The organism is Mesorhizobium sp. M1227 (assembly GCF_040318315.1).
GTDB lineage: Bacteria > Pseudomonadota > Alphaproteobacteria > Rhizobiales > Rhizobiaceae > Mesorhizobium.
The window spans coordinates 1-11,976 of record NZ_JAMYLZ010000047.1 but is presented as its reverse complement, the minus strand read 5'-3'; the positions used below and the strand labels follow the sequence as shown (position 1 = coordinate 11,976).

Annotated in this window: 10 protein-coding genes and 1 pseudogene; 3 read left to right on the top strand and 8 right to left on the bottom strand. The window is 60.7% G+C overall.

Features of this window, described 5'->3' with window-relative positions; translation table 11 throughout:
- The first annotated feature begins 423 nt into the window (after positions 1 to 423).
- Together NKH28_RS30955 and NKH28_RS30950 are read left to right on the top strand one after the other, a co-directional pair.
- Positions 424 to 705: a hypothetical protein gene (locus NKH28_RS30955; RefSeq protein WP_352473173.1), complete on the top strand. Its 282-nt coding sequence runs from the start codon at positions 424 to 426 to the stop codon at positions 703 to 705.
- 346 nt (positions 706 to 1,051) lie between these two features.
- Positions 1,052 to 1,208: pseudogene (locus tag NKH28_RS30950) on the top strand (ferritin-like domain-containing protein); the annotation flags it as partial.
- Positions 1,209 to 1,408: 200 nt separating this feature from the next.
- On the opposite strand, the gene NKH28_RS30945 reads toward NKH28_RS30950, so the two are convergent.
- From NKH28_RS30945 to NKH28_RS30935, 3 genes are all read right to left on the bottom strand, one after another.
- Positions 1,409 to 2,929, bottom strand: a complete 1,521-nt coding sequence (locus NKH28_RS30945; protein ID WP_352981119.1) for an FAD-dependent oxidoreductase — start codon at positions 2,927 to 2,929, stop codon at positions 1,409 to 1,411.
- Positions 2,930 to 3,680: 751 nt separating this feature from the next.
- Positions 3,681 to 5,528 carry an adenylate/guanylate cyclase domain-containing protein gene (locus tag NKH28_RS30940; protein ID WP_352981118.1) on the bottom strand — a complete coding sequence of 616 codons (1,848 nt, stop codon included), beginning with the start codon at positions 5,526 to 5,528 and terminating at the stop codon, positions 3,681 to 3,683.
- A gap of 194 nt (positions 5,529 to 5,722) precedes the next feature.
- A complete protein-coding gene (locus NKH28_RS30935) occupies positions 5,723 to 6,391 on the bottom strand; it encodes a hypothetical protein (RefSeq protein ID WP_352981117.1) in 669 nt (222 codons plus the stop codon).
- A 185-nt stretch (positions 6,392 to 6,576) separates the two neighbouring features.
- Between NKH28_RS30935 and NKH28_RS30930 the strand changes: the two genes are divergently transcribed.
- Positions 6,577 to 6,807 carry a helix-turn-helix transcriptional regulator gene (locus tag NKH28_RS30930; protein WP_352872578.1) on the top strand — a complete coding sequence of 77 codons (231 nt, stop codon included), beginning with the start codon at positions 6,577 to 6,579 and terminating at the stop codon, positions 6,805 to 6,807.
- A 77-nt stretch (positions 6,808 to 6,884) separates the two neighbouring features.
- On the opposite strand, the gene NKH28_RS30925 is transcribed toward NKH28_RS30930, so the two are convergent.
- The 5 genes from NKH28_RS30925 to NKH28_RS30905 all read right to left on the bottom strand — a co-directional run.
- Positions 6,885 to 8,996: a DUF3363 domain-containing protein gene (locus NKH28_RS30925; protein ID WP_352981116.1), complete on the bottom strand. Its 2,112-nt coding sequence runs from the start codon at positions 8,994 to 8,996 to the stop codon at positions 6,885 to 6,887.
- Between the two features lie 511 nt (positions 8,997 to 9,507).
- Positions 9,508 to 9,957 carry a hypothetical protein gene (locus NKH28_RS30920; RefSeq protein WP_352981115.1) on the bottom strand — a complete coding sequence of 150 codons (450 nt, stop codon included), beginning with the start codon at positions 9,955 to 9,957 and terminating at the stop codon, positions 9,508 to 9,510.
- 768 nt (positions 9,958 to 10,725) lie between these two features.
- Positions 10,726 to 11,274, bottom strand: a complete 549-nt coding sequence (locus tag NKH28_RS30915) for a DUF736 domain-containing protein (protein WP_352981114.1) — start codon at positions 11,272 to 11,274, stop codon at positions 10,726 to 10,728.
- A gap of 189 nt (positions 11,275 to 11,463) precedes the next feature.
- Positions 11,464 to 11,652, bottom strand: a complete 189-nt coding sequence (locus NKH28_RS30910) for a hypothetical protein (RefSeq protein ID WP_352981113.1) — start codon at positions 11,650 to 11,652, stop codon at positions 11,464 to 11,466.
- A 100-nt stretch (positions 11,653 to 11,752) separates the two neighbouring features.
- Positions 11,753 to 11,976, bottom strand: a 224-nt coding sequence (locus NKH28_RS30905) for a transposase domain-containing protein (RefSeq protein ID WP_352981112.1), incomplete at its 5' end; no start/stop codon positions are given.

Below are 11,976 nucleotides of genomic sequence, written 5' to 3'. Positions count from 1 at the left end.
ACGAGCAGCGTCCGCGCTGCACCGAAGCGCTCCCCATCCGATTGCCTGGGCTCACCGCTGCTCCTGGCGCAACCGCGACCTCCAAAATGATCGCCAACAATGTCTGCGTTCAGGCAGTGGCAACAGTGCCTTCAATGGCTGACATGAGGCGCGAGGCGGACCTGCCCGATGTTTCATGCGCCGAATGCCCGAGATGGGAGCGCAGCCATTAACCATCGATTAACTATTCGGTCGCCTTTAATTCAATTTTGCAGCATGCTGATTTGGGTAGCGTGGCTGCTCAAGGAGATTGGGACAAGAGAGGGTAATTCTCCTGTTCGCGCACCAGACTTTCACTCACGACATTCGAAATTGAAAAAGAAGCGACGGAACACCGTCGTGTCATGGGGAGGCGCCGCATCATGTTTGATGAGGAGCGCCAGAATGAAGATCGAAGACGCAGTTACCGCAGTGACGTCAGAAGCGAGCGCGCTCATGTCTTGCCTCGGCCAGCCCGTTGTCGCCTACCACGTCACGGAAATCATGAGAGAGACAGACCTGGCACACGCCCGCGAGATGCAGCTCGCGCTGGTGCGACGAACCATCGAGGCTCTTGTCGATGACGGCCTGGAAGGCGTCGCCGCCGAACATTTTGCATCCGAGTTCGATGGCAGCATCGGCTTGACCTGGAGACTTCTGCACGCATCCGACGGCGTGGCGCATTGATCAAGACCAGAGCGGTCTTGGTCAAGCTCTGGCAAGGTCAGCTTCTAGCGCTAAGTTGCCCGTTCCGGCGGCCGGCTCAAGCGGCAAAATCTGACCCCGTTGCCGACATCAGTCCGGACAAGTACCAGTTGCAGGGTCTTCAGGAAGAAAGAAGCTTCACCGCTCGCAAGGGGTGAGTTCGCGAGGGAGGTGCGCCGGGCGAAGTCAATGAGGTCGTTGGGTGTCTGGAAAACGCGAACGATACGGACCCTTTCTTCGCCGGAAATAATTGCGACTTGGGTGCCGTCGGAACTGAAAGCTGCGCGTGTAAGGCCCGGTCGGACGGTCACTTCGTCTGGCTGGCAAGGGCAGAGCCAATATCGTTCCATCGACCCCGGATGCGATCGCCTTCACGAGGACGCCCCAGGAAGTGCTTCGGATCGTCTATCTCGACCGACAAGGCCGGCGTCAGCAAGGGCGGCTTCTACCCGAACGGGATGAACGGAACGCTCAAAAGCACCTGACGTTTGCGATGGAGGAAAGGTGGAATTGAATGCAGAGTGATTGGCTGCACAGCGGATTCCAAAGCCGAGAAAGATTCGGGGATCGACCTACGAATTACCTGGCGATGGGGTCCATCGGGTGCCAGTGTCGAGCGGCTACCAAGCAGCATCTTCGCCTGAGCTGGCATTGCGGCATCTCGCCTCAACGGGAGTCGCCATAGCTATTCCACCTCAGCCAGGGGCGCTACGGCCGGTCCGTTCAAAGCCGTGCCATCGACGGCAAAATGCGAGCCGTGGCAGGGGCAGTCCCAGCAGCGTTCCAACGAATTCCAATGGACATGGCAACCGATATGGGTGCATGCGGCCGATCGCTTGTAGAGCGTGCCGTCCTCATCGCGAAAGGCAGCGACTTTGGTAAGCCCCTGGCGGACGATAGCCCCCTGTCCGGGCCGCAGCTTATCGGCGGCATCAATTTCACCAGGCGCGACATACTCGGCAAAACTCCTGATCGCTGTCGCATTCTCCGCCAAGTAATCGCCGATCGCGCGTGCCGTCTTGCGAGAGGGTTCGTAAAGTTCCCGCCAGGGGCTTTCCCCCTTCAGGATCAGGTCGGAAATCAATTGGCCGGCCACAACCCCATGGGTGATGCCCTGACCGGAATCGCCGGTAACAACGAAGACGTGCCCGTTGCCGGGATTACGGCCGATGAACCCGGCGTAATCGACGGTCTCCATTACCTGCCCGGACCATCGATTGGCTTCCGCGCCGATATCGGCCACCAACCCTTTGGTCCAGGCCGCCAGGGCAGCGAAGCGGTCGTCGGCGTCGTCGACCTGCCCTGTCTTGTGATCCTCACCACCGACGATCAGAAAGTCGGTCTTGCCTTCGCCAGGCTGCAGACGGACGTAGTGATAGGGGTCCAGCGTGTCCCAATAGAGTGCATCCGGCAAAATGTCGCGCGCGATCTCGAATGCCATCGCGTAGGTCCGATACGGCGCCTGTTTGGTGTGGAGCGCCACCCGATCGTTGATCGGCGAGTTGGTGGCGACAACGGCCGATTTGGCAGACACGGCAAAGCCCGAGACCGTGGTTACGCGCACGCCGCCGTCAGTCTCCTCGACTTTGTCGACGATGGTATCCGCATAAAGCGCGCCGCCGCGCGCGCGGATGCCGGCAGCCAGCCCGCGGAGATATTTGAGCGGGTGGAATGTCGCCTGATTGAGGTAACGAAGGACGGGCGCGTCCGAAAACCCAGCAAGCGGCACTCCCACGGTTTTCTCGACGTCGACACCGATCTTCAGAGCGGCGTCCAGTTCGCGCTCGATGACGGATTCCTTCCTGCCCGACGCCGGAAACAGAAAGCCTTCGAGGCGGCGGAAATCACACGGCATGCCCTCCGCCTCCTGAATCGATCGGATACGGTCGATAGCGGCCGACTGGCTTTGGTAGTAGATCCGCGCCAGTTCCTCGCCACGCAATTTGATCAGTTCCGAAAAGTAGTCGTCGCAGATCGATGACAGATGCGCGGTGGTGCGGGCCGTCATGCCGCTTCCGATCCGGCCGCGATCGAGCACTGCCACCTTTTGCCCGGCGATGGCCAGTTCGAACGCGACCGACAGTCCGGCAATGCCAGATCCGACGACCACGACATCGACCTGTTCACTCCGCTCGAGCGGAACTGCATCAGGCGCTACTTCGGTTGCCGCCCAAAGGGATACAGTCCTTTCGTCGCTGACATTCATGGCGGAACTTTCCGGACGCGATAGCCGGTAAACGGCCGCGACGGTTCAAAGTTCCTCGATAGCTTTTTGAATGCCGGCAGGGCTATCTGCGCCTCAACTTGGCGTTTTCCTTCTGGGTCATGTTGTCGGCGGCGATGAGCCGCTTCAACGACCGCATGATCGCCCCGCGCGTCCATCCCGCCTCAATCAGCAATCGGCGATCGCCTGGAAGCCGGGCTCCATTGCCTCCTGGCAATCGATCTCGCGGTCGGCATAGTCTCCCTGTCGTATTGGCGCTCTGATCATCAGATCAACACGCTGCTTAGAGATATGCTTCGGCATCAGCCCGGTGCTCAAAGCAGAACCAATGGGATGGCCGCCTCGGCTTGGCGAACCCCCATCCGGCATCCTTGCCACAGTCGGGGTGCTCGCACGTATGGTGCTGAATGTCAGGCCGCGTGACGGGCTCCATGGCACCGGGAAGGCGGATCAGCTCGTCGTTCATCGGCATGCTTTCAAAGCAGCGAGCCTTGTGCAGGCGCCTGCTTCGTGCCTTCGTGGCACGAATATGAAAATCCGACCCCTTGCGGACCATTCCCTGATGGGAGGTTAGGGGAACGTCGCGACCCCATTCCGGACCTCTAGAATGGTGAGATCCAAAGGCCCGTTGGTATGGGACACAGACGTTGGCTCAGCTTACGAAGCTGACAAAGTTGCGCCTTAGGAACAAATTTCTTTAGGAACCTATGAATAAACGTGACCTGTTATTCTATTAAATGAAAGTATCGCCGCCAGCATCGCGAATTCCCTTGAGCATGTGATCGTTGTCGGCGTCGTTCCTGTAGGCCCGCCATCTCACAAATGCGGCGGTGAATCCTGGCTCAACTTTCTCGCATTCTGCCAAGGCCTTTTCCGCCGCAGAGCGCTTGCCGAGATTGGTCAAGCAAACCGCTAAGAATAGAAAGGTCAGTGCATAGTCAGACCGACGACTGGCAGCTCGCTGCAACCAAGCAAGTGCGTCGGCGTACCGCCGGGCGTTTAGGTATGCGCCGCCCAACCATGTCATCGCGTAATGCATTCTGGGCTCTAGCGGGTTGAGCCTCAATCCGGTTTCAAGGAACGGGATGCCCTCTTCGGGACGTCCGGCGACGTCCAGGACGTTCCCTAAAACCACATAGGCGAGCGCGTTGCTCGGATTGCAATCGATCGCCCGTTGGACTTCTTCGATGGCGGCGTCGTGCATTCCGGACCACATGTACCCCAATCCTAAACTGAGGTGCGCAGCCGAATCGCTGTCATCGAGCGAGACAGCCTTTTTTGCCGCGTCGACGACTTTCGAAACGGCCGCCGCGTGGTCATCGACCTGCTTCAAAAAAATCTCTTGAAGATACGTTTGTGCGATGCCGGTATATGCTTGCGAGTAGGCGGGATCGATTTCCAAGGCGCGCCTAAACATATCGCGGGCCTGCTTGTGCGCCTGTCCGGTGAATTGGTGCGCTAGCCCCAAACCGCGCAAGTAATAGTCCCAAGCACCAACGTTTTTAGTTCCGGGAACTGCCATCCGGCGCGTTTCGGCCCTCGTTATCGCCGGCTCCACCACTGCAGCGATCTTTTGGGTTAGCTCGTCTTGCAATTCAAAAATGTCGGTCAGGTGCCTGTCATATTTTTCCGCCCAAACGTGATGGCCCCTGGCGGCATCAATCAATTGGGCAGTGACACGAATACGACTTGCAGCTTTCCGAACACCGCCCTCCAGAACAAATCGAGCATCTAATTCGCGGGCTATCTTGCGAACGTCCACAGCGGAGGATTTGTAGGTAAATGTTGAATTGCGGGCAATGACAGGAAAGGTTCGCCAGTGAGACAGGGCTGTAATAATGTCCTCTGTTAGGCCATCGACGAAATAGTCCTGCTCTGGATCGCCGCTCATATTCAGGAACGGCAGGACTGCGACGGCTGGCCTGTCCAATACATTGACAGGCTTCTGGATTGCTTTTAACGCCAGCTTCATTCTGTAGACGTGAACTGGCTCGGAGATGTTCTTGAGTTCTTTTTCGCCGATGTCTTCGAAATCAACGTTTAATTTCTTCTCGACCTGCCGACGGACATCAGCCGAAATGGCTATTCCGCCGGGCGCCGCGAGACCTTCCAATCGAGCGGCGATGTTGACCCCGTCACCAAAAATGTCTTCGCCGTCGACAATGACGTCGCCGAGATGGATGCCTATTCGGAATTCAATCCGTTTATGATCGGGCCCATCCGCGTTCCGCTCGGCTAATGCTTCCTGAATCTCGACGGCGCATTGGACGGCGGCAACCACACTGGCGAACTCGACGAGAAGCCCATCGCCAATTTCCTTGACGATCCTACCTTGGTGTTCGGCGATTTTAGTGTCGATCGGATCGGAGCGAAGCGATTTGAATCGCTCGTGAGTCCCCACTTCGTCCGAAGCCATCAGGCTACTGTAGCCGACCGCGTCCGCAACAAGGATAGCAGCTAGTTTGCGCTGCACGTGGCCCTTGACCATTTCTGCTCCGTGACGGGTGCGAGAAAGCTCCAGTCTACTTTGTAAAAAATGAGCTGTGGAGCGATTGTTCAGCCCGCGCTGAATGTCGCGCACTCTGCCGTCTTGCTTTGTCTAGATCGGGATTTCGGCGCTGCCTGCTCTTTCCGGTACGCCTTACGACGGTTTAGCGGAGTGTGGGCTGTGATTGTGCCAGGATTGTGATAGTCGAGTCACCGACTGTGGCTAAGTTGGTTAGCAAAATCAGCAGGTTACGGTGCCAATAAATTTTGAGGTTCGAGTCCTCGCCTTCATCTTCGTCTTTCAGGCGCCGAGATAGCAGCCAGCCCGCCCGCCTGCGAAGCTGGGGGACGCCGCTCATCGGCAAAGAATTGTTCCGGCATCGCTGGCTGGGCGATACGCACCAGATCGCTGAGGGCGGAGCGAATTTGAGACCAGGGAAATTCGGAGCATTCCTCCCAAGGCTCGCCCTCACGCAACACAGCATCGAGCTTGCCTGCCACACCGGCGAGAGTCGTGGCAGGCGTCATTGAGAACGCTTCCAGCAGATCCTCCGCTCGGTCGCCAGCCTTGCGCTCGGCCCTGAGCGCGGCAATGTACCCGGTCTCCTCGGCAGCCTCATCCCAGCGTGCCTGATGTGCCGTGAGACCAGCTTCGGCTTTCTGGCGGAGAGCAGCCATATCCGGCCTTCTGCCTAGCAATTCATTGAGTGCCTCAATCGAGTGGACCGTCACGTCCTCGCCCTCGGACACGCGGACGGTCACACAAGGAAAGCCGACGCTCTCGACAAGCCTCGTCTCCAGTCGCTGCTGTCTGCGACAAAGCCGCTCGGTCAGCCGGTGGGCCGTCTGCCATTCCCGCCAAAGCGCGAGCGCTGGGTCGGAGAGGGACACGTTCGTCGCGGCAGCGTTGCCGGTGAAAGTACTTTTTTCAAGCATCAAAGCGGTGGGCGCGATCATTCCTCCCGCAAGTACTTGCCTACGGGTGACGAAAGGGAGACTCGTGGTATTGTCGGAATCACCCATGATCCGAGCTCCTAACAGCTTGGTTGTGGTTAGGCCGGGCTAAGCGTGTCAGCGCTCAGCTCGGCCGCGTTAGGGAATCTGATCATACAAATTGATTGACGTCAATCGGATTGTAGCCCATGGAAAATGCGCTAACGATAGAGCAGTGTCGCGGCGCTCGGGCGATGCTTGGGTGGAGCCAAGACGAACTAGCTAGAGCCGCAAATGTGGCTCGGCAGACGATTGCGGATTTTGAGCGTGGGGCGCGCATTCCAATTGCCAACAACCTGATAAGTATAAGGCATACACTTGAGAGGGCCGGAATCGAGTTCCTGTCCGAGAATGGTATCCGTTTAAGACCCCGCATCTAACAAACTGTTTGCTACTAGGCTTGGCCAATCGTTGCCGGCGATAGTTGCGAGCCAAAAGTGCCACGTGATGGGCGCTTTCACAGCCCCAGCCCACGCTTTCTGCCGAAGCTCCAGTCGATGCCCCCGCTGTCTTGCACGAGCCCGCTGATGTGCTGGCCGATGCGCCTCTCGAGCATTGGCTGCCACGGCACTAGCTGAAACCCGAGGCCATCGTCCAGCATGGCGAAGCGACCGCTGGCAAGACGGACCGAGCCAAGCAGCGTGCCGCCGACGTGGTTGCCGGGCTGGACGGGCACGAAGGTGAGGCCGCGCGCAGCGGCCATTTCCTTGCCGACGCGCGCGACCTCCCGGCGCTCCAGCGTGGCAACAAGATCGCGCGCGAAGGTGATCGTCCCACTGGTCGCATCTCGTTCGGCATGACCCATCTTGACGAGCCGGGCGGCCCGTTTGTCGAGTGCGTTGTCCATGTCGAAACCAAAGCCCGACCTCACCAGCGGCACAGGGTTCTTGGCGGTAAGCTCCCGGTCGAGCCAGGTGGCGCCGTCGCTGCCGACCTGCGCGTCAAGATCGAACGTCGAAAGCACGCGGACAGAGAAGTCCTTGCCGCGGGTATTGGCGTCGTAGGCGATGCCGCGCTCGGTCAGGTCTTCAGGCACGCGCCAGTGGTCTTCGTCGATACGTTCGACATGGCCCGCCCGCCGCAGCGCTTCGAGACGGCGGACATGGAAACGGACGAAGGCGTCCGGGTCCTTGCCCCGCTCCAAAAATGCCTCGCGGATTGCCTCCAGGTGTCTGCTCGGACGATAGATGCCGCCCTCGCCCGCTACTGCGCTGATGTTGCGGTCGGCCGCACGCGGCACCTCCTTCGGCAGGATCGGATCAAGCGCCACGATATGGCCGCGCTGAATGTCATCGAGCTTTGCCGCATCCGCGGTCTCGACATAATGGGTGCGCCCGTCCAGGCCATCGATGACAAGCGACAGCCGGTCGCTCATCTCGTCGCCGGCGAGTCCCTTGGCGAGCACTCGGCCGACGATCGGCTCGGTTATGGTCTGCCGGTGCATTGCGTATTGCGCCGCGCCCCGTTCATCGGCGAGGCCGTGCTCTTCCAGCGCCCGGTGCATGGTCTTGATGATATCGTTGCGCTCGCCAAGCGCCCGCAGCGTGCTTTCGGCCGCGTCGGAGATCACCCACCGGCCGGGCTCGATCTCGCTCGCCAGGCCGAAGTGCTCCAGTCTCTTCGCCCGATCGATCAGCAGATAACGATTGCTGGAAATTGTGTAGCTGTCGCTGGCATTGGGCCGCAGGTCGACAAGATCGTGCTCCCGCTGTTCGGCAATCAGCATGCGGTCGAGCCGGGTCAGCCGTTCGGCCCCGACCTCATTTGCCAGCTTGCGGGCGACCTCGATCTCGCTTTGCAGCCCGAGTTCCCGTTCCACCAGTTCGCTTGCCCGATGGCGGATGCCATGGGCGATGTAGTCGCCGGCGATGTTCAGGATCTTGCCGTCATCGGTGATGCCGCGCAGCAGCACATGGGTGTGCGGATGACCGGTGTTGTGGTGGTCGACGGCAATCCAGTCGAGGCGGGTGTCAAGGTCGGCTTCCATCTGCCGCATGAGATCGCGGGTGAAGGAGCGCAGATCTTCCATCTCGGCGGCATCCTCCGGCGCGACGATGAAGCGGAACTGATGCCGGTCACCGCGCCCGCGCTCGACAAAGGCTTTGCCGTCGGCCTCGTCCTCGAAGGCCGAGTACACCCTGCCCTTCTCGCCATCCCTGGTCACGCCGTCGCGCTGGAGATAGCGCAGATGCGCATCGACGGCTTTGCTCGAGGTCACAAACTTTTGGCCGCGCCCGCTCGCCTTCCCTCGCCCCGGCAGCTTGACGACGCGTGCCTTTACCACGACGCGGCGGGAGCGAAAGCGGACGCCATTGGAGTCCTGCTTCCACCCGCCGCCGTCCTTTGGCAAATCTGCCGCCATCTTGCCGCCGCGGCCGCGGGCGTTGAAGCGGCCGCTCCCCTTCCCGGCGCTCCTGCTTGCGCCGATGCGATAGGGATTGCCGCCCTGCTTGCGGATCGCGATCTCGACCTGGCGCACGAAGGGCAGCGTCCGTGAATTGACCGGCGCGCCGCTATGCCGCATCCGGCCGGTGCGAACCTGGAATCTATCGGCTTCACGATCTGCCATGACGACAGGATCGGGAATCAGATTCCCTGCTTCAAGATGGCTGGAGCACCGAGCGTGCTACGGCGCGCAAAGACTTGCTGTGGCGTAAAGCGGCGGATCGCACATCGCTGCGGCACCACACCTTTGCTTTTCAGATCAACAGGATAGCGAACCAGCCGGCGCCATCCGCACCTCGCGCGATTCCGCCTGGCGTCGGCACGAGCAGGAAAAAACAATGTGCAGACAACAACTTACGAGCAAAGCGAGGGCGAGCGCCAGCTCGCTTTATCTTGCTGTCCGTCCGTCCGTCCGTCCGTCCGTCCGTCCCTCGCTGTACGTCCCTCGCTGTCCGTCCCTCGCGTTGCGCCCTCTCGCGACGCAACAAGCCGAAATGCATTCGACCAGGAATGTCACTATCAACGTAACGCTGTAGAAGGGCGCTGGACAAACAGGCTATCTGCGGCGGGTCTCTCGCCAGACACCGGTTCCACCGACAAGTTATCCAGCCGCGGCTCGACCGCAGTTAAGTCAACTACGGCAACGTTTTGGCAGACTGAATGTTGCACGGATGGATCGCCGCGAACACTGTCTCTGCCGTAACATGCCCGCCACGGTCGCCATGCATTGTAACGACATTCCGGGTGTCGCCCCTGCGCGCGAAAACCAACCGATGGAGTGCGCCCGCCGTGCTGCATCCTCGCCGTGAGCGCATCGGAATAGGAACCGCAGCAATGATCAGCGGTGCCCGTTTCCTGGCGTAGTCGACCGTCTCGCAGCGGTGGACGGCCGAGCGCGACATGCTTTTGATATCGCCAGGATTGGAATTGTAGGCGGCGAAAACGCCGTCGCAGCAGAAGCGGTCGAGCTTCTCGCGGAGATACGCTGTACGTGCAAAACATATTGTCACACGGTTGACAACGGTCGTCGCCGACGCGGACTTGATGCGCAGCTCCTGCCATGTCGGCGGCATGATCTGCATCAAGCTGGATCAGCGGATAAAATCGTGCTGCTGGAGCGCCCCAGCCGCTCACTATCCACCCAGGTTCTGCGTAAACAACCGACGCAGAAAGGGTGAGCCAAGCACGCAGACATCATCGTCATGCTGCTGCGGACGACAGTGCATATATCGCGCTTCTGATGCGTCGACAGCCTGCGGCCGGCCGGACTTGCTTGACGCAAATTGCGCCGCGATGGGCGTCCTCCGCCATTGGCAAGCGTCCGCCCGCCCTGACCTTCGCTGCGCGCGGCGCCCGCCGGACGGGCGATCGGTCGTAAAAACTTGGCCGACGCCCGATCGATCGAAGAGCTTGACGCAGCAGAAGCACAGTCGGAGCACCCGACCAGCTTCGTTCATTGCGCCTCGATAGCAGCTCCATGCGTCCTTGTCAGCGTCGACTGGAACAGATTGGCGCGGCCCGGTTGCGTGAAGACGGTTGTCGATCGAGACAGAGAGATAGGCGCCGACCTTGTCCCGGTGCGATTCCACGCTGCACCAGCCCTCCATGCCTTCGCAGCAGACGCGATGGTCAGGCGCGTTTTCGGCACGGGTTGGTGCGAGCCTTCACGGCTCGATCGGGGCCGGATCATTGGAAACATTCGGCACTGGAAAGATGGCGTCGGCGGCCAAATAGGGACCGCGCGACCGATGGTCGAAATGTTTGGAAGCACGGAAATAGCAAAGCTCAGGTCGTCGCATAATCCCAAGGGTGAGAGGGCGGTGCCTCGCCCGGGGTGAGGCACCGCGTGTCGATCAGCGGGACCAGATGAGCTTGTGCTCGCCGTTGTCACTCTGGACCAGGGTCGCGTAGACCGGGGCCGTGAAGGAGGGGTCGTCGAGCTTGACCGAGACGTAGTCGGCGCCGGTGTCCTTGGCCGCCTTTCTCCAGCCTGCGCCGAGTTCGACGCCATTGGCGACGACCCGGTAATCGGGGCCCCGCTCGTTGTCCTTGGCGACGGGCCGGATGGTCGCCTGACGTTGACGTTGAGGGTGCGGATCGTGCCGGTAAGGGCGCCATCGTCGCTGCTGGTGAAGGTGCCGATTTGAGCCATTGTGGTATCTCCTTACTGTTCCTCGAAGCCGCCCAGCGCGGCCTCGATAGCGGTCTTCAGGCGACGGGACAGCCGGCTTGCACCCGTAGGGCCGCAGCGTGAGCGGAGGGCGGCGGCAGCCGAGCTTCTTGGTTCGCGAGGAATGCGCCTCAGCGCAGGGGAAGAAGGTCAGCGAAGCCGTTGCGGGCCTCAGGCCGGCCTGGCGCCAGACCAGCCATGCAGAGAGGCCGCCTGGGCAGCTCCGGGGCACAGTCGCCCGGGAGAGACCGGCGCGGACCAGCTCCGCCGCAGCAGAACGCGCCCCGCACACGATCCGGCCCGCCACAGCGCCAAGGCGGCCACCGCCAGAGCGATGGCTATGACGGTCCTCTCAACGAGGAGCTACTCGGCCTCGAGCTCGATGATGAAGCTGGCAAAGGTGGCCAGCACGAGGGACCGCTCACTGAAGTGTCGCGCCGGTACAGCCGCACTCGTCCTGCGGCGTCACCGCTGGGGATGCCGCCGGCCGCGAAACGGCGACAGGCTCATCGGGAGCCACGACAACTTCGGCAAAGCCCTTCTCGCGGGCTCTCATCGTGCGGCGCCACTTGTAGATCAGGCTGGTCGCGACATCGTACTGACGGGCCACCGCCGCCACCGTGGCCCCGGGGTAAGCGCTATTTTCGCTGCACGTTGATGCGGGCGCTTTCGACGGATGGCCTTCGAATCGGGAACGGTATCTGGTCTGATCAGGCTGCTGTTGCTTTGTCGAAGTTGAAGGGCAGCAGATCCTCGATGGCTGCGTTCTCGGGGCGCTGAGGTAGTTCAGTGAGGACGTGGCGCAGCCACGCTAACGGCTCGACGCCACAGGCGCGGCAGGTCAACATCAGGCTGTAGATGACGGCGCTGGCCCTGGCTCCGTCGACGGTATCGCTGAACAGCCAACTTTTCCGGCCAGTGGCAAAGATTCTGA

Excerpts from the sequence above, each read along its gene's own strand:
- NKH28_RS30930 (WP_352872578.1), top strand. The coding sequence starts at position 6,577 with ATGGAAAATGCGCTAACGATAGAGCAGTGTCGCGGCGCTCGGGCGATG.
- NKH28_RS30935 (WP_352981117.1), bottom strand. The coding sequence starts at position 6,391 with ATGATCGCGCCCACCGCTTTGATGCTTGAAAAAAGTACTTTCACCGGC.
- NKH28_RS30955 (WP_352473173.1), top strand. The coding sequence starts at position 424 with ATGAAGATCGAAGACGCAGTTACCGCAGTGACGTCAGAAGCGAGCGCG.
- NKH28_RS30925 (WP_352981116.1), bottom strand. The coding sequence starts at position 8,996 with ATGGCAGATCGTGAAGCCGATAGATTCCAGGTTCGCACCGGCCGGATG.
- NKH28_RS30945 (WP_352981119.1), bottom strand. The coding sequence starts at position 2,929 with ATGAATGTCAGCGACGAAAGGACTGTATCCCTTTGGGCGGCAACCGAA.